The organism is Variovorax sp. ZS18.2.2 (genome assembly GCF_024701975.1).
Lineage (GTDB): Bacteria > Pseudomonadota > Gammaproteobacteria > Burkholderiales > Burkholderiaceae_C > Variovorax.
The window spans coordinates 1-26086 of record NZ_JANLNM010000003.1; the positions used below are offsets into that span (position 1 = coordinate 1).

27 protein-coding genes are annotated in these 26086 nt (G+C 66.2%); 12 read left to right on the top strand and 15 right to left on the bottom strand.

The genetic code is table 11. The features are described from left to right. Nucleotides 1–2185: RHS repeat-associated core domain-containing protein (locus NU688_RS13765; RefSeq protein ID WP_257861216.1), on the top strand; the 2185-nt coding region annotated here is incomplete at its 5' end. Then, nucleotides 2186–2494, top strand: coding sequence for a hypothetical protein (locus tag NU688_RS13770; RefSeq protein ID WP_257861217.1), 309 nt, complete (start codon nt 2186–2188; stop codon nt 2492–2494). A 35-nt stretch (nt 2495–2529) separates the two neighbouring features. Here NU688_RS13770 and NU688_RS13775 read toward each other — a convergent pair whose 3' ends face one another. Beyond that, nucleotides 2530–2790, bottom strand: a complete 261-nt coding sequence (locus NU688_RS13775; protein WP_257861219.1) for a hypothetical protein — start codon at nt 2788–2790, stop codon at nt 2530–2532. A gap of 118 nt (nt 2791–2908) precedes the next feature. Between NU688_RS13775 and NU688_RS13780 the strand changes: the two genes are divergently transcribed. After that, nucleotides 2909–3406: a hypothetical protein gene (locus NU688_RS13780; RefSeq protein WP_257861220.1), complete on the top strand. Its 498-nt coding sequence runs from the start codon at nt 2909–2911 to the stop codon at nt 3404–3406. Nucleotides 3407–3556: 150 nt separating this feature from the next. Here NU688_RS13780 and NU688_RS13785 read toward each other — a convergent pair whose 3' ends face one another. From NU688_RS13785 to NU688_RS13795, 3 genes are all read right to left on the bottom strand, one after another. Next, a complete protein-coding gene (locus NU688_RS13785; protein ID WP_257861221.1) occupies nt 3557–3859 on the bottom strand; it encodes a hypothetical protein in 303 nt (100 codons plus the stop codon). A gap of 285 nt (nt 3860–4144) precedes the next feature. Beyond that, nucleotides 4145–6346 (bottom strand): xanthine dehydrogenase family protein molybdopterin-binding subunit, encoded by a 2202-nt coding sequence (locus NU688_RS13790; protein ID WP_257861222.1) that lies wholly within the window; start codon nt 6344–6346, stop codon nt 4145–4147. Nucleotides 6347–6350: 4 nt separating this feature from the next. After that, on the bottom strand, nt 6351–6857 hold the full coding sequence (locus NU688_RS13795) for a (2Fe-2S)-binding protein (RefSeq protein ID WP_257861223.1): 507 nt from the start codon (nt 6855–6857) through the stop codon (nt 6351–6353). Nucleotides 6858–6994: 137 nt separating this feature from the next. On the opposite strand from NU688_RS13795, the gene NU688_RS13800 reads away from it, so the two are divergent. After that, nucleotides 6995–8011, top strand: a complete 1017-nt coding sequence (locus tag NU688_RS13800; RefSeq protein ID WP_257861224.1) for a LysR family transcriptional regulator — start codon at nt 6995–6997, stop codon at nt 8009–8011. On the opposite strand, the gene NU688_RS13805 is transcribed toward NU688_RS13800, so the two are convergent. The 4 genes from NU688_RS13805 to NU688_RS13820 form a co-directional block, all read right to left on the bottom strand. Continuing rightward, nucleotides 7929–8777, bottom strand: coding sequence for an ABC transporter permease subunit (locus tag NU688_RS13805; protein ID WP_257861855.1), 849 nt, complete (start codon nt 8775–8777; stop codon nt 7929–7931). The genes NU688_RS13800 and NU688_RS13805 overlap by 83 nt on opposite strands. A 37-nt stretch (nt 8778–8814) precedes the next feature. Next, nucleotides 8815–9603 (bottom strand): taurine ABC transporter ATP-binding protein, encoded by a 789-nt coding sequence (locus NU688_RS13810; RefSeq protein ID WP_257861225.1) that lies wholly within the window; start codon nt 9601–9603, stop codon nt 8815–8817. Between the two features lie 15 nt (nt 9604–9618). Next, nucleotides 9619–10629 carry a taurine ABC transporter substrate-binding protein gene (gene tauA, locus NU688_RS13815; protein WP_257861226.1) on the bottom strand — a complete coding sequence of 337 codons (1011 nt, stop codon included), beginning with the start codon at nt 10627–10629 and terminating at the stop codon, nt 9619–9621. A 983-nt stretch (nt 10630–11612) separates the two neighbouring features. Further along, nucleotides 11613–13151 (bottom strand): PLP-dependent aminotransferase family protein, encoded by a 1539-nt coding sequence (locus tag NU688_RS13820; RefSeq protein WP_257861227.1) that lies wholly within the window; start codon nt 13149–13151, stop codon nt 11613–11615. Nucleotides 13152–13309: 158 nt separating this feature from the next. Here NU688_RS13820 and NU688_RS13825 point away from each other — a divergent pair, with 158 nt between their 5' ends. The 3 genes from NU688_RS13825 to NU688_RS13835 all read left to right on the top strand — a co-directional run bounded on the left by NU688_RS13825 (nt 13310) and on the right by NU688_RS13835 (nt 15787). Further along, nucleotides 13310–13717: a nuclear transport factor 2 family protein gene (locus tag NU688_RS13825; RefSeq protein WP_257861229.1), complete on the top strand. Its 408-nt coding sequence runs from the start codon at nt 13310–13312 to the stop codon at nt 13715–13717. 138 nt (nt 13718–13855) lie between these two features. Next, complete coding sequence (locus NU688_RS13830; protein ID WP_257861856.1) at nt 13856–15268, top strand: FAD-binding oxidoreductase; 1413 nt, start codon at nt 13856–13858, stop codon at nt 15266–15268. 45 nt (nt 15269–15313) lie between these two features. Then, the gene (locus NU688_RS13835; protein WP_257861230.1) at nt 15314–15787 is read left to right on the top strand and encodes a GNAT family N-acetyltransferase; all 474 of its coding nucleotides are present in this window, start codon (nt 15314–15316) and stop codon (nt 15785–15787) included. A 6-nt stretch (nt 15788–15793) separates the two neighbouring features. On the opposite strand, the gene NU688_RS13840 is transcribed toward NU688_RS13835, so the two are convergent. Next, entirely contained in the window at nt 15794–16192 is a 399-nt protein-coding gene (locus tag NU688_RS13840; RefSeq protein WP_257861232.1) for a nuclear transport factor 2 family protein, read from the bottom strand. Between the two features lie 54 nt (nt 16193–16246). Beyond that, nucleotides 16247–16585: a hypothetical protein gene (locus NU688_RS13845; RefSeq protein WP_257861234.1), complete on the bottom strand. Its 339-nt coding sequence runs from the start codon at nt 16583–16585 to the stop codon at nt 16247–16249. Nucleotides 16586–16704: 119 nt separating this feature from the next. On the opposite strand from NU688_RS13845, the gene NU688_RS13850 reads away from it, so the two are divergent. Genes NU688_RS13850 through NU688_RS13865 form a run of 4 tightly spaced genes read left to right on the top strand, consistent with a single transcriptional unit; the run spans nt 16705 to nt 20104 of the window. Further along, nucleotides 16705–17925 (top strand): helix-turn-helix domain-containing protein, encoded by a 1221-nt coding sequence (locus NU688_RS13850; protein WP_257861236.1) that lies wholly within the window; start codon nt 16705–16707, stop codon nt 17923–17925. A 50-nt stretch (nt 17926–17975) separates the two neighbouring features. Then, nucleotides 17976–18647, top strand: a complete 672-nt coding sequence (locus NU688_RS13855; RefSeq protein WP_257861238.1) for a hypothetical protein — start codon at nt 17976–17978, stop codon at nt 18645–18647. A 41-nt stretch (nt 18648–18688) separates the two neighbouring features. Continuing rightward, nucleotides 18689–19495 carry a DUF899 domain-containing protein gene (locus NU688_RS13860; RefSeq protein WP_257861240.1) on the top strand — a complete coding sequence of 269 codons (807 nt, stop codon included), beginning with the start codon at nt 18689–18691 and terminating at the stop codon, nt 19493–19495. Nucleotides 19496–19513: 18 nt separating this feature from the next. After that, complete coding sequence (locus tag NU688_RS13865) at nt 19514–20104, top strand: hypothetical protein (protein WP_257861241.1); 591 nt, start codon at nt 19514–19516, stop codon at nt 20102–20104. Here the strand turns inward: NU688_RS13865 and NU688_RS13870 are convergent. From NU688_RS13870 to NU688_RS13880, 3 genes are all read right to left on the bottom strand, one after another. After that, nucleotides 20101–20436 (bottom strand): hypothetical protein, encoded by a 336-nt coding sequence (locus tag NU688_RS13870; RefSeq protein ID WP_257861242.1) that lies wholly within the window; start codon nt 20434–20436, stop codon nt 20101–20103. The genes NU688_RS13865 and NU688_RS13870 overlap by 4 nt on opposite strands. Nucleotides 20437–20454: 18 nt before the next feature. After that, complete coding sequence (locus NU688_RS13875; RefSeq protein WP_257861243.1) at nt 20455–21294, bottom strand: alpha/beta hydrolase; 840 nt, start codon at nt 21292–21294, stop codon at nt 20455–20457. 101 nt (nt 21295–21395) lie between these two features. Continuing rightward, complete coding sequence (locus NU688_RS13880) at nt 21396–21836, bottom strand: helix-turn-helix domain-containing protein (protein WP_257861244.1); 441 nt, start codon at nt 21834–21836, stop codon at nt 21396–21398. An 80-nt stretch (nt 21837–21916) separates the two neighbouring features. Here NU688_RS13880 and NU688_RS13885 point away from each other — a divergent pair, with 80 nt between their 5' ends. Continuing rightward, complete coding sequence (locus NU688_RS13885) at nt 21917–22771, top strand: class I SAM-dependent methyltransferase (RefSeq protein ID WP_257861245.1); 855 nt, start codon at nt 21917–21919, stop codon at nt 22769–22771. A gap of 28 nt (nt 22772–22799) precedes the next feature. Here the strand turns inward: NU688_RS13885 and NU688_RS13890 are convergent, their stop codons facing one another. Beyond that, complete coding sequence (locus NU688_RS13890; RefSeq protein WP_257861246.1) at nt 22800–24353, bottom strand: serine hydrolase; 1554 nt, start codon at nt 24351–24353, stop codon at nt 22800–22802. A gap of 87 nt (nt 24354–24440) precedes the next feature. After that, nucleotides 24441–26045 (bottom strand): phospholipase D family protein, encoded by a 1605-nt coding sequence (locus tag NU688_RS13895; protein WP_257861247.1) that lies wholly within the window; start codon nt 26043–26045, stop codon nt 24441–24443. Nucleotides 26046–26086: the final 41 nt, after the last annotated feature.

Here is a 26086-nt window from a genome sequence, read left to right on the forward strand (position 1 = left end):
CGCAACCGCCACGCTGAAGTACAACGCCCTCGACGCCGTCACCGAAGCCAAGGATTTCAAGGGCATCGCCACCACCTACGCCCGCGACGCCCAAGGCAACGCCACTGCCGAAGCCAGCACCGACATCGGCACCGCCAGCACCCAGTACGACAACCTCGGCCTCCCCAGCCAGATCACCGATGCGCTCGGCCAGGCGACGACGATCACGCGCGATGCATTGGGCCGCCCCACCAGCCTCGTCTTCGCCGACGGCAAGACCACCACGCTGCGCTACGACCTCACGGCCAACAGCAAGGGGTATCTGTCGGAGATCATCGACCGCAGCGGCACCACCGAGTACACCCGCGATGCCTTCGGCCGCGTGACCTTGAAGAAGCAGACCCTGGCGACAGGCGCAAGTACAGGCAGCGTGCAGCAGGTCAAGTACGAGTACAACGCCAGCGGCACGCTGGCGGCGATCATCTATCCCGCCGGCCCGACGCTCACGCACCTGTACGACAGCACCGGCCGCCTCACGGGCCTGAGCCTGAACGGCACGCCGCTCGTCACCAACGTCGCCTGGAACCCGCTGGGCCAACCCATCGCCTGGACCTGGGCCTTCACCCCGAGCCCGGGCCTTGCGGCTTACCGCGTCTACGACACCGCGGGCCGCCTGACCACCACCGAGTTCAGCAGCTACGTCTACGACGCCGCCGGCCGCATCACCAGCCTCACGCAGAACCTCTACCAGCCCGGCGACGCCGATCCCACGCACAACACCATCGGCAGCGGCAATGTCACCTGGACCGTCGGCTACAACGCGGTGGGCCGCATCACCGGCTTCAACGCCACCGGCAACACCGCCGGCTTCGGCTACGACGCCAACGGCAACCGCTCGAGCAGCACGCGCATGCTCGGCAGCCTGAGCACCAGCCGCACCTACACGGTGGGCGCCACGAGCAATCGCCTCTCGGGATTCACTCAGAGCATCAACGGCGCGAGCAACACCAGCGTCACCTACGGCTACAACGCCAACGGCGACCTGCTCGGCGATGGCCTGCGCAGCTACACCTACGACGCCGAAGGGCGCCTCGCGGCCTCCACCACCGGCGCCACCGACACCAGCCCGACCACGCGCTACGCGCACAACGCACTGGGCCAGCGCGTCTTCAAGACCGAGCCGCTGTACCCGCCCAGCCAGGGCGACGAGGCCGACCCGGGCTTCATGCAGAGCCTGATCGCGTTCTTCACCAAGCTGTGGAGCCCCTCGACCACGCAGGCCGAGCAGTTGGGCTATGCGTATGTCTACGACGAGCAAGGCACGCTCATCGCGGAGGTGGGCAGCGGCGGCACGCAGAGCGCGGGCCAGGCGCAGTACATCTACCTGCCCACGGCCAACGGGCCGATGCCGATTGCGGCAGTGATCGACGGCGCCACGTATGCGGTGCACAGCGATCACCTGAACACGCCGCGCAAGCTCACGAACTCGGATGGACAAGCGGTCTGGCAGTGGAGCTACAGCGCGTTCGGGGAAGACAAGCCGACGCTGGCGAAGAACCGGTTTGCGAATCTGGAGGTGACGCCGAATCCGGGCACGACGGGGGTCTCGGAGGTGAAGTTCAACCTGAGGTATCCAGGGCAGTATGCGGATGAGGAATCGGGACTGTTCTACAACGGGTTCAGGACCTACATTCCGACCATTGGGCGATACACACAGAGTGACCCTATTGGGCTCGACGGTGGGTGGAATCGATTTGGCTATGTAGATGGAAACCCGCTGAGCTACGTTGATCCTGATGGGCTAGCTCCAAGAATCGGCCGCAAGCCGACTGACCTTGAGCCACTTGATGGAGGCGGTGGCTCTGGGGTTGGAGGCGGGGGCGGCGGAAGAGCCACCACACCAAATTGTCCGCCAGTCACGTCGAGAATCAAAGAATCTCCTCGACTGGTGAGAGAAGCTGAGAAGGCCGGAAAATCCAATCAAGATGGTATTGATCGACTTCTAGAGCAGATTCGACAAGGCAATACCAATCCTGGAATGGGTAGCAAGCCCATTGGTGATGGTCTATCGGAAGCTCGTGGAATAGACGGAAGCCGTGTCTATTTTCGGGAAACACCGAACGGAACTGAGATTCTGGGAAAGTCAAATAAAGACAACCAGCAGTCCGTTATCAACGAAGTGCTCAAAGCCTTCGGAAGAAAGTAAATGATGGATTTCTCTCTGCACTTCCCCACCGGTCTTAATGAGCCGACCACAGATGACAACGTTGACGTACGCATCGAGCTTGCAGATGGCCGCGCTTACAGCGTGACCTTCTTCACTGTCTCTAACCTAGTGACGCTTATGGCTCGTTGGGGGAAGACCGGGGAATGCGCAAACGGACTGTACGTCTGGGCGAAGAACATGATCGTGGTGCAGGAGATCTCGCAGGCAGTGATAAGAAAGGTCGTCCACGATCTTGTTGTAACTGGTGATATTGAATCGGTTGGCTGGCCAATCCGTTCGTCTGATTAGATTGGCGACCCAGCCTCCCCGCTGGGCCTTGTTCATCACCGGCCAAACAGCTTCCGGATGATCGACGGGCCAAGTAGCCCCGTCAGGAACGGATGGCGCTCGACCAGCTTCTTGCCTCGTGCGAAAGCACTGGATTCCTCGACCGTCTGCGCAACGTTGTCGATGCTGTCGATCAACTGCCGGTGACGGTCGTCCTCGCGTTCCATCTGCAATGTCTGGAGCTTTGTGGTCGCATCGATGCTCTGCCTGATCGACCACTCGGTTTCCATCTCGACCTTGGTCTGCTTCTCGACCATCGCTGCAAACTCGGGATGGCCTCGACCGTACGCGCGTGAAACGAAGTCCTCTGCCTTCTGCTTGGCATCGTCTTCGGAAAAAATCAGGGTCAGACTCTCGTTCCTCTAGAAGCCAACCATGAACCTGAAGCCAGATCTTTCGAAGACTTTCGAGTGGAACAAGTACTTCGCAAATGCCGGTGCTTTTGACCTTGACGCCCAATCCATCAAAGCACTTCACCAAGAAGCTCGGGCGTTCTTGACATCCTTCGTCTGGTGCGATTCGATCATCGAAGATCGCATTGGTTTTGCTTACCCGGGCATCGTTGGCGTCTTCCTGTTCAAGTTCGTTGTGACGCAAAAAGCGAGAGAAGACTGGGTCTGGGTACTAACTGGAGATATTCCGCCTGCTTACATCACAGGTGAAGACTGCCCGAATCCAGCAACGGCACTCGACGCCTATATAGGGGCGATGCAAGAGTGGGTTGAGGCAGCTGAGCGTGGAGCAGCTACAGACCATCTGATTCCGGTGAACGTAGAGCCGACGTCAGAAAACGCGGCCCGCCTCAAGGTGCGGCTTGACTTCCTGGACGAGAAAATTCTGTCGGGGTATGCCGAGGACTTGAAAGCATCTTGAGTCAGGGGCCAGAAGTCGGGCCCAATTCTCATGCTGGCTCTCGGCGAACACATGGCGCCATGCGCCGGCAGCTGCTGTCGGACTTTGAGGTCACAGTCCGTGACCTCAAAGCCGCTCACTCCTCGGGCGAGAGTTGATGCGTGATCGCGCTCAAGAGGCAGTCTTCGCACCGCCTCCAATCAGGACAACGCGCAGTACCTGCATCGTGGCATCGGCAATCTCGATCCGCCGCCGCAACTCCTCATTGACCAGCCCAACCAACGCGCTGAGTTCGGTCCGACTCGGACAGACCTCTTCCATATCGCTCGTGTGCTGCGGCCCGATGAGCTTTTCGAGACACGCATATGCGCGCTGCACAACGTGAAGACTTTCAATGTCATCGCAAGCCCGCAGCGCGAGCAATCCGGCGCTGAGGGTTTCAGAAGATTCGGGGAACGAGGGAGCGTGAGCCATGTATGGCCTCCAAGAGGTGCGGTTTGCTGAAACCGCCGCTTCCGAGTCCAAACGGAGGCGGCAGCTCGACGGGTTGGACTACCGGGCACCTCTTGCGAGAACCGGCCGGGCTTGCGCCCGCCCGTCGAGCCGCCAAAACTTGGAGGCACGAACGACAAAGCCGCAGACCCTGCGGGGTGACTGCGGCTTTCGTCGCAGAGATGCTTCGGGAGTCCAATCCCGGTCACGCCTTTTTAGACGCGACGGCGGCAGTATAGCCACGCGAACATTCGCACCGCCCCAGACCTACGCCTTCAACGACAACCCCTGATTCTTCAACGGCAACCCCCGAATCCTCTTCCCCGTAGCCGCAAAGATCGCATTGCAAACCGCCGGCACGATCGACGCCTGCCCGGGCTCGCCCACCCCACCCCAAAACCCACCCGTCGGCGCAAGCACCACTTCCACCTTGGGCATTTGCGACAACCGCAGCATCGGATAGTCGTGAAAGTTCGACTGCTCCACGCGCCCGTCTTTCAGCGTCACTTCGCCCATGAACATCGCCGTCAGCGCAAACACCGCGCTGCCTTGCATCTGCGCCGAGATGTTGTCGGGGTTCACCGCGTGCCCGCAGTCGATGCCCAGCACCAGCCGCTGGATCGCGACCTCGCCCTGCGGGCTGACCGACAGCTCCGCCACCACCGCGGTGTAGCTGCCGTAGCCCTCGGTCTCGGCCACGCCGCGGAACACGCCCTGGGGCAGCGGCTTGCCCCAGTCGGCCGCCTTCGCCACCGCTTCGAGAATGGCCAGGTCCTTCGGCGCGCCGGCCAGCAGCGTGCGGCGGTAGGCCACGGGGTCGGCGCCGGCCGCGTGCGCGAGTTCGTCGATGAAGCACTCGCGCACGAACGGGTTCTGCGAATGCCCCACGGTGCGCCAGAAGCCGACGGGCACGTTCAGGTCGCGTTTCGAGTACTCGATCTGCAGGTTGGGAATCCTGTGCGGCATGTCGACGATCGCGGCCAGCGCCTGTGGGTCGACGCCGTTGCGCAGCGGCATCTTCAACAGGGTCGCCATGATCGAAGGCGCCGACACGCGAGCCTGCAGCGCCACCGGCTGCCCCGACGTGGCATCGAGCGCGGCCTTGAGCTTGATGAGGCTGATGGGGCGGTAGAAGTCGTGCTGCGTGTCTTCTTCGCGCGTCCACAGCGTCTTGACCGGCGTGCCCTCCATCGCCTTGGCCACCTGCACGCCGAAGCGCACGAAATCCTGCGAAGCGCCGCGCCGGCCGAAGCCGCCGCCGACCTGCATCGCATGCAGCTCGACGTTCTCGGGCGCGATGCCGGCGGCCGCGGCGGCGGCGGTGAGCGAGCTGTCGGCGCTCTGGGTCGAGGTCCAGACTTCGAGCTTGCCGTTCTTCAGCAACGCGGTGCAGACCTGGGGTTCGAGCGTGGCATGCGCGAGGTAGGGGGTGAAGTATTCGGCCTCGATGAGCTTGGCCTTGGCGGCCTTTGCGAACGCCTGGTCGCCATCGCCCTCGCGCCGCGCCACCACCGCATCGGTCGCGGCGATGCCAGCGCGCAGGTTGTCCAGAATCGATGCGCTCGACATGCCCGCATTCGCGCCGAAGTCCCATTCGATGGGCAGCTCCTTCAGCGCCTCTTTCGCGCGCCACCAGTTGTCGGCGATGACGGCCACGAACTCGTCGAAGGCCTGCACCTTCACGATGCCGCGCCGGCCCTGGATGCGTGCGGCGTCGAAGCTCTTTACCTTGCCGCCGAACACGGGGCACTGCGCGATGGCGGCGTAGCGCATGCCGGGCAGTTGCACGTCGATGCCGTAGCGCTGCGCGCCCATGGCGGTGGCGGGAATGTCCACCCGGCGCACCGAGGTGCCGACGAGCTTCCAGTCCTTCGGGTCCTTGAGATTGGGCTCCTTCGGCGCTTCGAGCTTCGATGCGGCGGTGGCCACCTTGCCGTAGCTGATGCTGCGGCCGCTGGGCGCATGCGTGACGGTGCCGAGCGATGTGGTGCATTCGGCCGCGGGCACTTTCCACTGCTGCGCCGCGGCGGCCACGAGCATCTCGCGCGCGCCGGCGCCGGCCTTGCGCAGGTAGTCCTGCGACTGGCGGATGGTGCGGCTGCCGACGGTGGCCATGTCGCCCCAGACGCGGTTGCGCCGCAGGTTCTGGTTGGCGGTGGCGTACTCGACCTTCACGCGGCGCCAGTCGCAGTCGAGTTCCTCGGCCACGAGCATGGGCGCGGAGGTCATGCTGCCCTGCCCCATCTCGGAACGCGCGTAGCGGATGACGATGGTCTCGTCGGGCCGCACGACGACCCATGCGTTGACCTCGTGGCCGGCCAGTGCGGTAGCCACAAAAGCTGCAGTGCCTTGTGCCTGCGCGAGTCCGGTGGGCAGGAAGAAGCCGAAGGTCAGGCCCCCACCCACGCCGGCCACGGCGGCCGATGTCTTGATGAACTCGCGGCGCGATGTGCGAAGGAATGCAGTCATGGCCTTATCCCTTCGCCGGTGTGGCGGACGATTCGGCCGTTCGCATCGACGCGGCGGCCGCATGGATCGCGGGCCGTATGCGCGCGTAGGTGCCGCATCGGCAGATGTTGGTCATCGCCTCGTCGATGTCGGCATCGGTGGGGTTGGGCTTCTGCTTGAGCAGCGCGACGGCGGCCATCATCTGCCCGCTTTGACAGTAGCCGCACTGGGGCACCTGGTGTTCGATCCACGCGGCCTGCACCGGGTGCGGCTGGCCGCGCACCGCGAGGCCTTCGATGGTGGTGACGCTCTTGCCATCGGCCGCCGAGGCCGGGAATGAACACGAACGTACCAATTCGCCATTCACGTGCACCGAGCAGGCCCCGCACAGGCCGATGCCGCAGCCGTATTTCGGGCCCTTGACGTCGAGCACGTCGCGCAGCACCCAGAGCAATGGCATCTTGGGCTCGACGTCGGCCTCGCGGGCCTGGCCGTTGACGCTGATCCTGATCCTGATCCTGATCCTGATCATCGTGAGTCTCCTCGAAGGGACTGGCGGGCCGCGGGGGACGGCCACGCCGCGCGGATTATCTGCCTGCCGCAGAAAGCCTGCTGGATGCCCCTACGGCTGACAGCCCCAACCCCGATGCTGGAACAATGGGCGCATCCATGGACGGTCTCGATCTCATCAAAACATTTCGCGAGGTTGCGTTTCGTCGCAGCTTCTCCCGCGCTGCCGACTCGCTCGGCATGTCCAAGGCCACGGTCAGCCGCTATGTGGCCGAACTCGAAACGCGCAGCGGCGTGCGGCTGCTCAACCGCTCCACGCGCGCGCTGAGCCTCACCGATGCCGGGCAGGTGCTGCTGGACCGCAGCACCGAGCTGGTGGCGATGGCCGAGAACACGCTCAACGACCTGCAGGGCCACGGCTCGCATCCGCGCGGGCGGCTGCGCATGAGCGCCCCCAGCGGCATGATCGCGGGCTGGATGTCGGATGTGATCGCCGAGTTCATCAACCTCTACCCCGATGTGTATGTGAGCCTGGTGTTCACCAACCGCGCCATCGACCTGATCGAGGAAGGCATCGACATTCATCTGACGGGCGGGCGCATCGACGACATGAACCTCATCGTGCGCCGGCTGGTGCAGTACGACATGGTGGTGTGCGCATCGCCCGCCTACTGGGCGAGGCGCGGCATTCCGCAGGTGCCCGAGGACATGGGCCGGCACGACGTGCTGAGCTATGCGCTGATGCAGACCACGCACCTGCCCTTCGTGACCGACGGCCGCGCGCACGAAGTGGCGGTGCACAGCCGCATGGAAGCGAACGATGCGATCGCGCTCATCGAGCTTGCGCTGCGCGGCGTGGGCGTGGCCTATGTGCCGGAGCCGCTGGCGCAATCGCACCTGGAGCGCGGCGCGCTGGTGCCGGTGCTGCGCGAGCACATGCCGCGCGACCACTGGCTGTATGCCGCGTACTCGCAGCGCCGCCACAACAGCGCGGCGATGCGCGCGATGCTCGACTTCCTGGAGAAGTCGATGATGCCGCTGGGCGACCCGCCCACGATGCCGGCGCTGCCGCCCGCGTCGCCGGTATCGCCGGCTACATGCGCCCTTTCCATGGCACGAGACGTCGCTCGAGCCACCGCATCAGCAGGTCGAACAGATAAGCCACCACGCCAATGACGATGATGCCCATGATGACGATGTCGGTGCGCAGGAAGTTCGACGCGTTCAGCACCATCTGACCGAGCCCCATGCTGGCCGCGACCATCTCGGCGGCCACCAGCGTGGTCCAGCCGAAGCCGATGGCGATGCGCATGCCCACGAGGATGTCGGGCAGCGCCGAGGGCAATATGACGTGGCGGATCACCTGCATGTAGCTCGCGCCCATCGAGTACGCGGCGTTGATCTGCTCCTGTGACGCGCTGCGCATGCCCGAGCGCGCGGCCAGTGCCAGCGGCGCGAAGCAGCTCAAGAAGATCAGCAACACCTTCGGCAGCTCGTCAATGCCGAACCAGATGATGATGAGCGGCAGGTACGCGAGCGGCGGCAGCGGCCGGTAGAACTCCAGCGGCGGATCGAAGATGCCGCGCCAGAAGCGGCTCATGCCCATCGCGATGCCGACCGGAATGGCAGTGGCGCACGCAAGGAAGAAGGCCGAGAACACGCGGAACATGCTCGCCAGGAAGTGCTGCCACAGCGGCTTGTCGTTGGCCTGGCCCGTGAGGTATTCGTAGAACTGCTGGAACACGGCCTGCGGCGTCGGCAGGAAGAGCGGCTTGACCCAACCCATGTTGGTCACGAGGAACCACAGCGCGAACAGCGACATCACGGTGACCACGCTGATGACCACGCTGGAGCCCTCGCCCGGCACCTTGAAGGCGCTGGTCTTGAGCTTGGCGCCGGGCGCGGGTGGCGGCGGTGCGGCGGGTTTCGAAGGCGGCGTCATGGCAACAACAGCAGCAACGGGCGATGCGATGGTGACCTCAGGCATGGGCAGCCTCGCGATGATGAATGATCGACAGGACCTCCTCGCGCATGCGGATGAATTCGGGCTCGGACTTCACCTTGCGCGAATCGCCGTGCGAGAGGTACTGGCGCGAGAACGGCACGTTGTCGTAGACGTGCGAGATGCGCCCCGGGCTCGGGCTCATCACGATCAGCCTCGTCGCGAGGAACAGCGCCTCTTCCACCGAGTGCGTGATGAAGAACACCATCTTGTTCGACTTGGACCAGGCCTTGAGCAGGATCTCCTGCACCTGTTCACGCGTGAACGCATCGAGCGCCCCCATGGGCTCGTCCATCAGCAGCACGGCCGGGTCGCTGGCCAGCGCGCGCGCAATGCCCACGCGCTGCTGCATGCCGCCCGAGAGTTCGTAGACCGCGCGGTCTGCGTACTGCTGCAGGCCAACGAGCGCGAGCTTGTCTTCGGCGATGCGGTCGCGCTCGGTCTTGCCCATGCCGGCCAGGCGCAGGCCGAGTGCCACGTTGTCGCGCACGTTGAGCCAGGGCATGAGCGCGTGCTTCTGGAACACCACGCCGCGGTCGGCACCGGGGCCGACGACGGGTTTGCCGTCCAGAAGAATCTCGCCGGTCGATGGCGGAAGGAAGCCCGCGATGCTGTTGAGCAGCGTCGTCTTGCCGCAGCCCGAAGCACCGAGCGCGACGACGAAATCGCCGTCGTGCATCGTGAGGTTGACGGGCGCCAGCGCCTGCAGCGTGCCGCCCTTGACGGCGTAGTTGACCGTGAGGTCGCGGATGTCGAGCGTGGGCATCTGGTTACTGCTGGCTTACTTGCCCATCGCCTTGTCGACGTACACGGTGGTCACGAACGCGCCGTAGTCGGGCTTCACTTCCTGCACGCGGCCCTGCTCTTTGAGGAAAGCCGCCGTGCCCGCCATCGCCTTGGCCGCGCCGCCGCCCAGCCACGCGGGCGAGACCTGCTCGGCCATGGTCGGGAAGGTGTAGAGCGCCATGGCCGCGCCCACGTCCTTCGGGTCGGCTTTGGTCCACTTGGCCATCGCTTTGGTCTGTGGCGAATCGGGCGTCCAGCTCTTGCCGGTGGCCTTGTATTCCTCGTTGGCGCGGTTCAGGGCTTTGACGAACGCGATCATGAAAGGCTCGTTGGCCGCGGCCCACTTGGCGTTGACAACGATGCCCTCGAAGGTCGGCGCGCCGCGCTTGCCGATGCTGCCCGAGGTGGCGATGGTCTTGCCCGTGCCCTTGATCTTGGAGAGCACCGGGTCCCAGATGAAGGTGGCGTCGATGTCGCCGCGCTCCCAGGCGGCGGCGATCTCGGGCGGGCGCATGTTCATCACGTTGACGCTCTTGGGGTCCACGCCGTCCATCTTCATGCCGGCCATGAGCTGGTAGTGCGCGGTCGACACGAAAGGCGTCGCCACCTTCTTGCCGGCCAGGTCCTTCATGCTGTTGATGCCCGACGCGTTGCGGGCGATGAGCGCCTCGGCGTTGGCGATGTCGGCCGAGATCCAGAAGAGCTTGATGTCCTGGCCCTGGCTGGCTGCCGCGGTGAGCGGGCTGGAGCCGGTCTCGCCCATCTGCACGTCGCCTGAAGCCATCGCGCGGATGACGTCGCCGCCGCCGGAGAACATGCGCCAGTTGATCTTGTAGCCGGTGGCTTTCTCGACCTCGCCGGATTCCATGATCAGGCGCAGGGGGACCAGCATGTCCTGGTGGGCGAAGGTGAGTTCCTTGGTTTGCTGTGCGAAGGAGGTGCCGCACAGCGTGAGGACGGAGGCCAGGATGGCGAGTTGGAGGGGGAGACGGCGGGACGGGGTCATCGGGTTTCTCCGTTGGATGAATCGGAGCAACTTTGCACTTAACGACTGCAGCCAGGAAGTACCAGCGACGCGGTGGGGATAGAGCCAGCTTGTCCGTGAATACCCTTGTTCTGGTGCATATGGCACTCAGACGGGGCGTGTCGGCCTCCCCGTCGCCCTCGCCGCGGGGCCTGGGGTTTGATTGGGGATGTGCTTTCTTTTTCTTTCCGAGGCCGGGTCTCGGCCCGGCGGCCGACTTACTTTCTTTTGCTTCGCCAAAAGAACGTAAGCAAAGAAAAGGCGACCCTGCTGTCTGCGACCCTCCGCTTCGCTACGGGCAACCTGCGGTGCTCACGTTCCGCGGGGTCTCGCCCAAACTCGCTTCGCTCAAACAAGGGCGAGCCCTGATCCGCGAAACGCTCCGCTCCTCGGCGCATACAGAAGGGCTTTGGGGACCAACACGCCTTCGCTGCGCTCGGCCAGTTCACGGGCCTTCGCTTCGCTCGGCTTGGATTGCTCCCTCTCCCCTTGGGGAGAGGGTTGGGGTGGGGGCACGCGGCGCTCGTTGAGGCGCTGCCATGTAGCGAGCGCCGTCGTGCCCCCATCCCAGCCTTCCCCCGGAAGGGGAAGGAGCAATGCATCAGGCCCGGTGTCGCACGTCTTGTCTTTCTCCCTCCCCTCCCGGGGGAGGGCTGGGGTGGGGGCACGGTGGCCGAGCGAAGCAAAGGCCCGACTGCAAGCCGAGCAAAGCGATGGCCCGTTCGGTTCCCAAGCCCCTCTGGCTGCGCCGAGGAGCGCAGCGTTTCGCGGATCAGGGCTCGCAGCTGTTTGAGCGAAGCGAGTTCTGCGAGACCCCGCGAAACGCGAGCACCGCAGGTTGCCCGCAGCGAAGCGGAGGGTCGCAGACAGTGGGGTCGCCTTTCTTTTGCCTACCTTTCTTTGGCGAAGCAAAGAAAAGTAGGTCGCCTGCCGGGGCGAGACCCGGCCTCGGAAAACAAATCAGATCAATGCGTACGAAGCCCAGCCGCTCTCTTCTCGCCCCGCGCCAAAGCCAACTCTTCCACAGCCATCCCAAGAGCCCGGATACCAGCCGGAATCTGCGAGGCCGCAATGGAAGACAACCGCAGCCGAAAGAAAGGACACGGATACGGCGGCCGTGCAAAGAACACGTCCCCTGCTTCGATCAGCACCCCATGGCTCCGAGCCATGAGAGACAACTCCGTCGCATCCACCCAGGTAGGCGCCTGAACCCAGATCGAAGCCCCCCCCGAAGGCAGCCGAAACTCAAAATCCGGCAAATGATCCCGCAGCGCCTGCGCCGCAATCGCCAGCCGCTCCTGCATCGCATGGTTCACCCGCCTCGCATGCGACTCGTGATGCCCCAGCGAAAGAAACAAGGCATACGCATGCTGCAGAAACGCACTCGGATGCCGCACCATCGCATGCCGGATCACCCGCAGTTCCTTGATCAACGCCCGAGGCGCCACGATGAACCCCAACCGCAGCACCGGCGACAAACTCTTCGACACCGACCCCACGTAGATCACCCGCCCCGTCTTGTCGAGACTCTTCAAGGCAGGCATCGGCGTACCTTCGTACAGGTTCTCCGCCTCGTAGTCGTCCTCGATGATCACGAAGTCCTGCAGCTCGGCCTTGCGCAGCAGCCACTGCCGACGCTCCAGGCTCAGCGTGGCGGTGGTCGGACTCTGGTGCGAGGGCGTGACGAACATGTAGTCGGCGGCGGGCAGCGCATCGACCACGAGGCCGTCTTCATCGACATCGACCTCCACCCATTTCGGCTGCCGCAGCGAGAAGCTGTTGCGCGCATGCGGATGGCCGGGTTCTTCGAGTCCCACGCGCGTCTGCTCATCGAACAGCGCCTCGGCCAGCAGGTAGTACGCGTGCTGCGCGCCCATGGTGACGAGGATCTCTTCCTTCAGCGCGAACACGCCACGCCTGGGCAGCAGGCGGGTGCGGATCTGCTCGATGAGGTCGGGCACATCGTCGGTCTCGAAGTCGGGCGTCCAGTGCGGCAGCTGCGAGCGGGCCAGGCTGCGCGCACAGCACTCGCGAAAGTCTTCGGTCGGAAACAGTTGCGGGTCGTAGTTGCCGTAGACAAAAGGGTACGGGTAGTCACGCCACCGGTCCGGCTTCGACAGCGTGGGCTTGTCGACCAGCGAGCGCAGCACGCGGCCCGACCAGTCGGGCGGCTGGCTCGCCTGGCCGCTGCGGCCGACCAGCGGCTCGGCATGCACGGCGGAGAGCGGGCGCGCGTTGTGCGCCACGAACACGCCGCTGCGCGGGCGCGCCTCCAGGAAGCCTTCGTCGATCAGTTGCAGGTACGCCGAGGTCACGGTGTTGCGGCTCAGCCCGAGCAGGGCTGCCAGTTCGCGCGACGAGGGCAGCGGCGCACCGGGCGCGAGGTGCTCTTCGAGGATCGCCTGCACCACCGCGGTTCGCAGGCGCGCCTGCAATGGCAACGCAGGTTGGTCGGGCAGCGCAAAAAGCTGCGCCCACTGGGTGGATCGCGGGTTCGGGGGCATGGTGCGCCGCAGTTTAGGACAGGCACCCCCTTCGTGGTGCCCTGGTGGTGCTGCAGTGGCGCTCTGGCTCGGTCGAATCCCCCCATCTGGACCTATCGCGCCGCCACCCGGCTGCCTAGGCTTGCGCCATTCACTTACTTCCGTCCGGAGTTCCCCGCGTGACCGCCCAGCCTTCTTCCTCTTCAGTGACCACTGACACCCTCGCCGCCTTCAGCGACGCCTGGAACCGCCACGACATCGATGCGCTGATGGGCTTCATGACGCCGGACTGCATCTTCCAGACCGCTGCAGGCCCCGATGCCTGCGGCACCCGCCACGTGGGCACGGAGGCCGTGCGCAAGGCTTTCGCGGGTGCCTGGCAGGCGGTGCCCGATGCGCACTGGATCAATGGCCGGCACTTCGTGCACGGCGATTTCGGCACCTCGCAATGGACCTTCACCGGCACCGCCGCCGACGGCAGCCGCATCGAGACCGACGGCATCGACGTCTTCACCTTCAGGGACGGAAAGATCCACCTGAAGAACGTGTTCCGCAAGGCCCGGCCGAACCTGCCGGCGGCGACGTAGCGCAACAAGCAACCGAGCAAGCACGAAGGCGGGCAACGGCCCACCTTCCTCACCTGGAGCCCTCTCATGACCATCGCAGCAGGGACCACCCGATTCACCAGTGACGCCAGCGCCGCGACCATCGACGGCGCCGCCCCCATGCAACCACCGCAAGACCCGTTCCGCCCCTACGACCCGCAATACGACCCGCTGCTCGCGGCCGACCCCGGCGCCGGCCGCGCCTACGCGCCCACCTGGTGGGTGGCCAGCGCCGGCACGCCGCCCGAAGACGACGGGCCCTTGCTGAACGACATCGACGTGGACGTGGCCATCATCGGCTCGGGCGCCACGGGCATGGCGACCGCGCTCTACCTCGCAGAGGAGCACGGCATCCGCGCCACGGTGCTCGAAGCCAACCAGGCGGCGTGGGGATGCTCCAGCCGCAGCGGCGGACAGGGCCAGAACGCGAGCGGGCGACTCAAACGCTCGCAGTGGATCGAACGCTGGGGCCTGGACACCGCGAAGAAGCTCGATGCCGAGATCCGCAGAGGCTTCGAGAATTTCCGCCACCTCACGACGCAGATCGATTGCGATGCCTTCGACGGCGGCCATCTCTACCTGGCGCACCGGCCCGAGAAGCTGGTTGGCCTCGAAGCCGAGGCTCGCCTGATGCGCGAGACCTTCGGCTACGCCACCCGCATGATGGGCACCGAGGAACTGCGGCGCGACTACTGCGACGAGCGCGAGGCCAAGGGCGCGATGTTCGAGGCCGAGGGCGTGGGCATCCATCCGCTGAAGTTCACCTTCGGGCTGATGCGCCGGGCGCGCGCGCTGGGCGTGACGGTGCACACCTCGAGCCCGGTACAGGGCTGGCACACCATCGACGGCGTGCACCACCTGCGCACCCCCGCCGGCACGGTGCGCGCTCGCCGCGTGGCGGTGTGCACCGGCGGCTACACGGGGCAGGCGCTGAGCCCGATGCTGAAGAACCGGATCATGCCGATCCTCTCGAACTCGGTGGTGACGCGGCCGCTGAGCGATGCGGAGCTGGCCGCGACCAACTTCAAGTCGCACACCTTCCTGACGGACACGCGCACGCTGCGCTTCTATTACCGGCTGCTCAAGGGCAACCGGCTGCAGATCGGCAGCCGCAGCGCGGTGAGTGGCGCGGATGCCGAAGACCCGGTGCACCTGAAGCTGCTGACCGACGCGATCGCCCGCAAGTTTCCGCCGCTCACCGACATCCGCATCGACTACTCGTGGTGGGGCTGGGTCGACATGAGCCACGACATGATGCCGCGCATCACGCAGCCCGATGCGGGCAAGAAGATCTGGTACGCGGTGGGCTACGGCGGCAACGGCGTGTCGTTCTCGACATGGGCGGGCAAGCGGCTGGCCGAACGCGTGGCGGGCAAGGACGCGGGGCAGGACGTGTTCGAGCTGCCGATCTATCACTCGCCGCTGCCGTTCCCGAACGTGATGGGGCTGGTGGAGTCGCGCGCGTTCGCGCCGTTTCGGCGCATCGGGCAGCGCGCGCTCTACAAGTGGTACTGGCTGCGCGACGAGAAGTAGCAAGCCGATTGAAGGCAGGGGCCGGGTCGTGTTGCAATCCGGTGCATGACGACGACCTCTTCTTCCTCTCTCCTCATCCGCCCACCGGTGCCCGGCGACTACGCGGGCTGGAAGCCGCTCTGGGACGGCTACAACGCCTTCTATGGCCGCGAGGGCCCGACTGCGCTGCCCGACGAGATCACGCAGGTCACGTGGCAGCGCTTCTTCGATGCGTATGAGCCTGTGCATGCGCTTGTCGCGGAGCGCGACGGCCGGCTGGTGGGGCTCACGCACTACCTCTTTCACCGCAGCATGACGCGCATCGAGCCGAACTGCTACCTGTCGGACCTGTTCACGCTGTCATCGGAACGCGGCCAGGGCGTGGGCAGGCAATTGATCGAAGGTGTGTACGCGCATGTGCAGCGCGTGGGCGCTCACCGCGTGTACTGGCAGACGCATGTGACCAACACGGCCGGGCGCACGCTCTACGACAAGGTGGCCACGCACGACGGGTTCATTGTGTACGGCACGATGGTCTGAAGAAGGCTAGGACAGGGACGACGCGGCCTGCAGCATCGCGCCCATCTTCTCGTGGATCAGGTTCACGGCCTTCAGGGGCCGCAGCATCACCTTGAACTCGGTGATTTGCCCTGCGTCGTTCCACTTGATCATGTCGACGCCGTTGACGGAGATGCCGTCGATCTCGACCTCGAATTCGAGCACCGCATCGCGCTCGCCCTTGAGCTCGCGCACGTAGCGGAAGGTTTCGTTGAAGAAGACATGGAAGGCCGCGCCCAGGTACTTCGCGGTGATGGCCTTGCCCAGCTGCGGCTTGTGCACCACGGGCGAGAGGAAGACGGCGTCGTCGTCCAGCAGGGCATCGAGCCCTTTCACGTCACGCTCTTTCACGAGCCGGTGCCAGGTGGCGAGGGTGTCGATCGACATCAAGGGTCTCCTCATGCAATGGTGCGAGGGAGTCTATCCGCCGGACCGGATCGCTCAGTACTTGATGGTGACGCCGGCCTTCACCCCGTTGTTGGCCTTGCCGTCGGAGGTCACGCCGCCGTTGAACGACATGCTTCCGCCCGTGCTCCCGCCGAGCGAGTAGGTGGGCCGCGGCATGGAAGTGTCGGTGCCGATGTACGTGCCGCTGCCGTCGGGCCGCTGCACGCCGACGGTTGCGCCCTTGGTGTAGGCCGAGGTTTCGGTCGAGTTGACGTTGGGCGCCACGTAGACGGTGCCCTTCTCGCTGTTGTCGATGGGCACCTTCACCTCTTCCGCGGCGGCGAACGAACACCACGCGGCCACGCTCGCACCCACAAGGATCAGTTTGTTCATGCGCCGATCCTGGGGACCGTGCCGCGCGGCGCGTGTAGGACGGGAGGAAGCCTGTCCGCCGGACACCGGGGCCAGACCTGTCGATCGACGGCGACCGCCGGCGGTGTAGCCTCGGCGCCATGGACTCGCTGATCGCCGCCTCCGCACGCGCCCTCGCCGCCGGGGACGCGCTCGGCGCGCTCAAGCGCATCGCGCTGCGCGACGATCCGCCCGCACTGGCCCTGCGCGGCATCGCGATGGCGCAGCTTGGCGAACATCCGCGCGCACGCGAACTGCTGCGCCGCGCCGCGCGTGCCTTCGGCGCGCACGAAGAGCTGGCGCGTGCGCGCTGCGTCGTCGCCGAGGCCGAAGTGGCGATGGCGATGCGCGACCTCGGGGGCACGCCACGCGCACTTGCGGCGGCCGCGGCCACGCTGGAAGCGCATGACGATTTCGCCAACGCGCGGCAGGCGCGGCTCATCGCGGCGCGCCGGCTGCTGCTGCTCGGCCGCCTCGACGAGGCTGCCGCTGCGCTGGCGCTGCTCGATGGGCAGGCGCTGCCGCCGCCGCTGACGGCAGTGGCCGAACTCACCGCGGCCGAGCTGGCGTTGCGCTCGCTGCGCGTCGGCCCCGCGCGTGCCTCGCTCGCCCGTGCCCACGAAGCGGCCGGGCGCGCCCGCGTGCCCGCGCTCGCCGCCGAGGTGGCGGAAGCACTGGCCGCGCTCGACCGCCCCGCCGCACGCCGGCTCTTTCCCGGTGGCGAGCAGGCGCTGCGCCTGGACGAGGTCGCGGCGCTGCTGGCCTCGGACGCGCTGGTGGTGGACGCCTGCCGTCGCGGCGTGGGCGCCGGCGATGCATGGCGGCCACTCTCGCGCCGGCCGGTGCTGTTCGCGCTGGCGCGCGCGCTCGCGGAGGCCTGGCCCGGCGATGTCGAGCGCGAAGCGCTGATCGCCTACGCCTTCAACACCCGCCACCCCGACGAAACGCTGCGCGCGCGTTTGCGCGTCGAGATCGGTCGCCTGCGCGCGCTCGTCGCATCGCAGGCCGCCATCGAGGCCACCGTGCGCGGCTTCGCCCTCAAGCCGCACGACGGGCGCGAGGTGGTGCTGCTGGTGCCGCCCATCGATGGTGAACAGGCCTCGCTGGTGGCGCTGCTGTCCGACGGTGCGGCGTGGTCGACATCGGCCCTCGCGCTCGCCCTGGACGCCAGCCAGCGCACCGTGCAGCGCGCGCTCGCCGAACTGGAGGCCGAGGGGCGCGTGCGCGCCATCGGACGGGCGCGGGCGCAGCGCTGGCTCGCGCCGCCGCTCGCGGGATTCACGACGATCTTGTTACTCCCCTCTTCGCTGCCGATTGCATAAAGTTGTCTCCAAGGCGCCGATCCGCGGTGCCTCCCCACAAGGAGTCAACGATGAGCAGCAAGAAAGACAGCCCCCAGCCCACCCCGCGCGTGGCCGAGGTCGTGCGCGAGTACGGTCCCTTCGAAGGCGTCGACAAGGTCGGCGGCGTGACGCACGACGGCCAGCGCGTCTGGGCCGCCACCGGTGCCCGCCTGATCGCCTTCGACCCCGAGAGCGGCGAACAGACCCGCACACTGGACCGCGCCGCCGACGCCGGCACCGCCTTCGACGGCAAGCACCTCTACCAGATCGCCGAGGAGCGCATCGACAAGATCGACCCCGCCACCGGCGACGTGCTGAAGTCGATTCCCGCGCCCGGCCACGGCGCCGACTCGGGCCTCACCTGGGCCGAGGGCAGCCTCTGGGTGGGCCAGTACCGCGACCGCAAGATCCACCAGATCGACCCCGCCACCGGCGCGGTGCTGCGCACCATCGAATCGAACCGCTTCGTGACCGGCGTGACCTGGGTCGACGGCGAGCTGTGGCACGCCACCTGGGAAGCCGACGAGAGCGAACTGCGCCACATCGACCCCGTGAGCGGCGCCGTGCTCGAGCGGCTGGAAATGCCGCGCGGCGTGAACATCAGCGGGCTCGAATCCGATGGGGCCGATCTCTTCTATTGCGGTGGCGGCGGCACCGGAAAAGTCCGCGCCGTGCGCCGTCCGAGATCCGCCAGGGCCTGAACACAGGCCTGAGCGGTCCACCGACGCAAGGAGAACACACCATGAACACCGCCGTTGCAGAAACGAACAGCCTGAAGAACCATCCCGTCGTGTCGAAGGACCGATGGCTGGCCCGGCGCAAGGCGCTGCTGGCGCGCGAGAAGGAACTGACGCACCTGCGCGACCAGATCGCCCGCGAGCGCCGCGCCTTGCCGTGGACACGCGTCGAGAAGAACTACACCTTCGACACGCCCGAGGGCCCACGCAAGCTCGCCGACCTCTTCGAAGGTCGCCGCCAACTGATGGTGCAGCACTTCATGCTCGGCCCGGAATGGGAGCAAGGCTGCCCGAGCTGCTCGTACATGGCCGACCACATCGCGGGCATGAAGGTGCACCTGGAACACCGCGACGTGACGATGCTGGTCGTCTCGCGCGCGCCGCTGGCCGAGATCGAGCGCTTTCGCGAACGCATGGGCTGGCAGTTCAAGTGGGTGTCGGCGCACGACAGCGACTTCAACTACGACTTCGGCGTGAGCTTCAAGCCGCAGGAGTGGGCCGAGGGCAAGGGCGAGGTCTACTACAACTACAGCGTGCGGCCCTTCCCCGCGCAGGAGGCGCCCGGCGTCAGCGTGTTCTACAGGGACGATGCGGGCGAGGTGTTCCACACCTACTCGACCTACGAGCGCGGCGTCGAAGTGATGATGGGCACATACAACCTGCTCGACCTCACGCCCAAGGGGCGCGACGAGCACAACCCGGTGTATGCGATGGACTGGGTGCGGCATCACGACCGGTACGAGCCGCAGCCGGTTGCGGCAAAGCCGGCGGCGGGTTCGTGCTGCCACGGTGACGACCACGGCAACCACTGAACGCGTGGAGATGATGTCGTGGCAGCCGCAGACCTCTGGCCATGGCTCGCCGTCGCGGGGGTCGGCGCCCTTCACGGGCTGAACCCCGCCACCGGCTGGATGCTGGCCGCCGCTTGGGGCGTGCGCTCAGGGGATCGGGCAGAGGCGCTGCGGGCGTTGATGCCGATCGCGGTCGGGCATGCGGCATCGATTGCACTGGTGGCTGGCGCGGTGGCGTTCGGCCTGGCGATGGATCGCACGGCGATGCAGGTGCTGGCGGGTGGACTGTTCGTTGCGGTCGCGGTGCTTCACCTGTGGGGCCGTACGCCCAAGGCTGCGCGTGCGCCGGCAGGGCATGCCGGGCTCGCGCTCTGGTCTTTCATGATGTCCACCGCGCATGGAGCGGGGTTGATGCTGGTGCCGGCGTTGATTCCGCTGTGCATGGGAGACGGAGCCGGCAAGCAGATCGCCGCATCCAATTCATTGATGCTGGCGTTCGCGGCGGTGGGTGTTCACACGGCTGCGATGCTCGCCGTTACGGGCTTGATCGCCAGCGGGGTTTGCCGTGGCTCCGATGCGTGCGCCGATCTGCTCCGAAGCCTCGGGGGCAAGACACGGGGCTGCCGCTAACCGTACACGGCCATCCGCAAGATCTGCCGCGTGCCCTCCACGACCAAGGACAGCAGCGCCCCCGACAGCCCACCCCAGAAGAACCATCGCTCCCTCCGGCCGGAGACACCGAACGCCGCGATCAGCACACCGAGGGAAATGAAGAAAAGACCCGCGAGGTGGGAGTCGGGTGGCAGGAGCGTGACGGTCGAACTGGTCCGCCCCGGGCGGTAGGTGTATGCGCCGGACAAGAGGATCCACACGCCAACGGCCGCAAAACCCAGCGGCACCAATGGCCCCAGATATCTGATGACGAAGGACTTCTTTCCTTCGCTCGTGGTGGTGCTGGTCATGACGCGACGTGCACCTGTTTACGCCGCCTTCGGCTCCGGCAATATCGCCGTCAACGCAAAGTCGATCAGCCGCAGCCACGTCTCTTCGAGACCCATGATGTTGTAGTGGTCCGACCCGGGAACGGTCGCCACCGACACCGGCGTCGGCCATGCCGCGATGAGTTTTTCGGAGCGCTCCGGCAGCACCACATCGTCGCGCTCTGCCAGCAGCACCTGGGTCTTCGCGGCCACCTCCGCACAGTGCGTGAGCGAGTCGAAGCGGTTGCGCAGCAGCAGCGACAGCGGCACGAGCGGGAAGCGCTTCTTCGCGACCTCCAGCATCGAGTCGTAGGGCGTCACCAGCTGCAGGCTTTCGAACGGCTGCCGCGCGACGAGCTGGATCGCCACGCCCGTGCCTAGGCTGCGGCCGACGACATGCAGGCGCGCGTTCGGAAAGGCTCGACGCAGATGCTTTGCGAACTGCGCGCCGTCTTCGACGGAGGCGATTTCCGAAGGGTGCCCTTGCGAGTCGGCCACGCCGCGGTAATTGATCGCCGCGAAGCCGAAACCTTCCGGCAGCCAGTGCAGCGTCTGCGCGGTGGCGCGAACGTCTTCGCTGCGACCCGCGAAATAGATGAACAGGTCCTGCACCGCCGCCTCGCCCTGCGGGTGGTACACATACCCGCGGACCATGCCGCCCGGCACCGTGTGCGAGTAGGTGGAAAAGTCGTCCGACAGCTGGACGACGGGGTGCTTGCGGGCGTTGAAGAGGATGTGTCCCTGCCGCGTGGCAAGGAGGGTCCAGTAGGCGGCGAGGCTGCCGATGGCGGCGGCCGAAGCGGAGAGAGCGATGCGGGCGACTTTGGCTTTGGAGAGCAAGATTTTTTTCCTGAGCGACGAGGCAGGGGCGCGGGGCCTTGTTTGTGTACTTGAGTAGCGCCCTAGTTTCGCCTCGTTCCCGGGTACGGTTGTGTCAGGAATTAATTACCCGGCGGGTGAGGCGTTTTCCTCTTCCTTCGCCCGCCGATGGCACCCGAGCCGGCCGCCTTCAGGATGCGGCGAAACGTGGGGCACTCCATGTGGCTCGGCGCGGGGCACACAGCCGCGTGGCGCAGGCCATCGCGCATGGCGCTCAGCTTGTGGATGGTGCGGTCGAGCTCATCGGCCTTGGCGGAGAGCATCTGCCGGTCGATGCGTGGCGAGCCTTCCGGTGCGAACATGCGGGCGATTTCATCGAGCGAAAAACCGGCGGAGCAGCCTACAGTGATGAGCGCCAGCCGCTCCAGCACGCCGGGGTCGAACAGGCGGCGCAGCCCGCGCCGGCCGGTCGAGACGATCAGCCCCTTCTCGTCGTAGAACCGCAGCGTCGAGGCCGGAATGCCCGATTGCTGCGCCACCTCGGCAATGTCCAGATGTCGCACTGCTTGACCTCAAGTCGACTTGAAGTTGCACAGTCTAGTCTTCGCCTCTTTTCCCCGGGGCATGCAAAGGAACAGACACCATGAATGCCATACAAGCGAATCCCACCGAACAGAGCGCACTCTGGAACGGGCGCGCAGGCCGCGCCTGGATCGACGGACAGGCGACGCTCGACCTGATGTTCAGTTCGTTCGAAGACCTGCTCGTCGACGCAGTGCGCGCCACGTCCGCGCGGCGGGTGCTCGACGTCGGCTGCGGCACGGGCAGCACCACGTTGGCCGCTGCACGGGCAGCCGGCGCGCAGGGCAACTGCCTCGGCGTCGACATCTCGGAGCCGATGGTCGCGGTCGCTCGCGAACGCGCCGAACGGGAAGGCTCGACGGCCCGCTTCATCGGCGCCGATGTGCAGACCCACGCCTTCGAGCCCGCGAGTTTCGATCTCGTGATTTCGCGCTTCGGCGTCATGTTCTTCGACGACCCCGTGGCCGCCTTCGCGAACCTGCGCCGTGCATCGAGCGCCAATGCACGGCTGCAGGTCATCGCATGGCGAAGCGCCGCGGAGAACCCCTACATGACCACCGCCGAGCGCGCCGCGGCGCCGCTGCTGCCCAACATGCCGGTGCGCCAGCCGGGCGCGCCGGGGCAGTTCGCCTTTGCGGACCAGCACCGGGTCGCTTCCATCCTGCAGGAGAGCGGATGGGGCGAGATCGACATCCAGCCGATCGATGTGAGCTGCACCTATCCCGAGAAGAATCTCGTCGGCTATTTCACGCGGCTCGGCGCTGTCGGCCAGGTTCTCGAGGACATGGACGAAGCGACGCGCCGGCAGGTCATCGGCACCGTGCGTGCCGCCTTCGATCCGTTCGTGCATGGCGACGAAGTGCGCTTCACGGCCGCCTGCTGGATGATCGGTGCGAAGGCGCCTGACCAGGCCTGAGGCGACCGCCTACACAACGCACGCGCGGCTACTCCGCCGCCCTGCCCTGCATCTGCGCCTTGAAGCCGCGGTTGTTCTCGAAGGCCACGTTCACCCGCTGTCCGTCGAAGCGCAAGGTGTACATCGCCACCATGTCTTCGCCCAGCTCGCGCGAGACGATGCGAAAGCTCTGCGCATCGAGCCAGTTGCCCTTGACTGCGACGGGCGCGTTGGCGGCCTTGTCGTTGATGCGGAAAAGTCCGTCGATCCCGATCGGCCCCGCGAGCGGCTGTGCGGTCGCATCGGGGTACTTGCTGTCGAACACGATCTCGTAGCCCGGCGTCGCGGCCTTCAGGTCGAGCATCAGGCTCTTGATGCCCAGCAGGTTGCGATCGAACTGCCAGACCTTGCCGGAGACTGCTGCCGCGAGCTCGGGTGCGGGCGTGACCGCGCTCGGCTTCTCGACGGCTGCATCGCGGATGCGATCGGCCAGTTGCGCCTGTGCCGCGCTGTCCGCAGGCAACGGCGTGGCCGAACGTGCGGCGGCGGTGATCATGTCGATGAGCGGCTCCATCCGGAAGTTGCTTCGGCTCGTGGTCACGGCGACCACATCGACCTCGGGCAGCACGATGATCAGTTGCCGGTTGTAGCCCGTCGCGATGTAGGCGCGCTTCTCCGGAATGGTCCACCAGCCGTTGGCGTAGCTGTAGGCCGGCTTCGCGCCGAAGCCCATGTCGACGGAAGCCTTGAACACCTGCTCCACCCATTCGGCGGGCAGCAGCTGCCGGCCCGCCCACTGGCCCTTGCGCAGGTAGAGGTAGCCGATCTTCGCCATGTCGCGCGGCTGCAGGTAGAGGCCGAAGCCACCCGCTTCGATGCCCTGCGGGTCCTTGATCCAGCGCACGTCGCCGATGCCCAGCGGCTCGAACAGGCGCTTCTGCGCATAGGCCAGTGTGCTGCCGCCGGTTTTCTTCGCGACGATGGCCGACAGCAGGTGCGAGTTGCCGCTGTTGTAGTTGAAGCCGCTGCCGGGCGCCTGCGCCATCGGGCGGTCGAGCACGAAGCCCTGCCAGTCGCGGCTTCGGCGCATCTGGATCATGCTTTCGGGCACGCTGGCGTCGAGCTTCTCTTTCCAGTCAAGGCCCGAGGTCTGGTCGAGCAAGTGGCCGAGGGTGATCGACTTCTTGGCAGCATCGGCGTTGGCCACCGTGCGATCGGAAAAGAACTCGAACATGAGCTGGTCGCGCGAGGCCAGCAAACCATCCTGGATGGCCATGCCGGTGAGCGTGCCGACGACGGCCTTGGTGACGGAGTTGACCGTGTGCTTGAGGCCCGCGCGGTACGGCGCGTAGTAGGCCTCGGCGACCAGCCGGCCGTGGCGCGTGATGAGAATGCTGTCCAGGCTGTTCGCCTCGCCGCGTTCGATCAGCCTGGCGAGCGCTGCCGAGTCCATGCCCTGTGCTTCCGGAGTGCTCGTAGCCCAATCTGCGGTGGGCCATGCGGTGGGCTCATCGGCCAGCGCGGCCTTGAGCGGCAGGGCTGCGAGCAGCAAGGCGGTTGCGAGGTGAGCCAGTGAAGAAACTGTCTTTCCGTGTGCGCGCATTGCCTGGTCTCCGCGGTTGCTTGCGCCGATCATATCGACGCCTCCGCACTACTTGCCCGGCCTTGGGCCCTGGCCGCTCGGAACCTTCTAGAGCTCCTGCTCGGGAATGAACGGCGCCAAGAGGCGCAGCCGCAGGCGTTGCCAGGCCGTGGTTTCCGGCGGCACGTCGTACACCGTCTGCTTGCCGTCATCGTCTTGCTCCACCCACTCGACGCTCTGCCCATCGGCACCCAGGCGCAGCGTGTAGGCGCTGCCCGCATCCGCAAAACTCTCCAGCTGCCGCGCCATTTCCTCGCTCTGGATGATGATGCCCAGCTCGGTGTTGAGCCTCGCGGAGCGCGGGTCGAGGTTCATCGAGCCGAGGAACACCTCCTTGTGGTCGAGGATCGCGTTCTTCATGTGCAGCGCGCCGGTGCGGTGCCCGAAGACGCCGAGCTTGCGCCGCTTCACGCTCAGCGAGGGGCTGATCTCGTAGATGGCGACGCCCGCGGCCAGCAGCTCCTTGATGTGCGGCCAGTAGCCCACGTAGACCCAGGGCTCGTCGGTCGATGCGAGCGAGTTGGTCACCAGCTCCACGCCGAGGCCGGCCTTGCGCGCCCGCACGAGGTTCGCCACGGCCTCGTCGCTCGGCACGAAGTACGGCGACACCATCTTGATGTTCTTGTCGGCCGTCATGAGCCACCGGATGACGCCTTCGGTGACGGTGCCCTTGATCGAGCCTTCGCGCTCGTTGAGCCCCTGTGTCTTCGTCAGCGGATCGAACAGCACCCGCGCGTTGGCCCACAGCAGCGGACTCAGTTGGCCGTTCGCCAGCTCGAACGGAAGATTGAGCATGGGCACGAGTTCGAGCGGCACCAGGGGCGGATCGCCCGGGCTCGGATGGAGCGGCTTGCCATCCAGCGGAATCTCGGCCGCCTCAGGCGGCTTCGCCGCCGCGGTCCGGCGCTCGAAGTGGTCCTGCAGCTGCGCGCGGTTCAGCGTGCTGCGCGCGATGCGCTCCAGCGGGTACACGACCTCGCTGTTCCAGTAGTGGTCGAACTCGGCGGACAGGTCGCGCACCACCGGCCCGGCCACGAAAGTGTCCATGTCGATGAAGTTGCTGCCTTCGGCATTCATCACGTACTCGTCGGCCATGTTGCGGCCACCGGCCACGGCCGCGACGTTGTCGGCCACGAAGAGCTTGTTGTGCATGCGCCGGTTGACGCGGCGGAACTCGAAGCCCGAACTGATGAAGCGGGTGGCCAGGCTGCTGCGTCCACCGGGGAACGGATTGAACAGGCGAACCTCGACGTTGGGGTAGCTGGCCAAGCCAAGCAGCAGGTCGTCCTCGCCGGAGGTGTAGAGATCGTCGACCAGGAGGCGCACGCGAACGCCGCGTGCGGCGGCATCTCGCAGCGCGCGCATCAGCGCGCGGCCGGTGTTGTCGCCTTGCAGCAGGTAGTACTGCACGTCGAGGCTGCGGGTGGCGAGTTTCGTCAGCGCAATGCGGGTGGCGAACGAATTGGGGCCGTAGGGCTGCAGGCGAAAGCCCGAGCGGCCGTCGGTGGGCAGCACTTTCTGCGTGATGGCGCCGAGAGGCGTCTGCGCGTAGTCGCCGATGGCGGTGGTCGGCGGTGTGGCGATCTGCGGAGGCAGGCTGGAACAGGCCGCGAGCGCGACGGCGAGGCCCAGCGCCAGGACCGGTCGAAGCACCGATCGCGCGGAGATTCGCGGCACAGCTGTCCTGCCGGCAG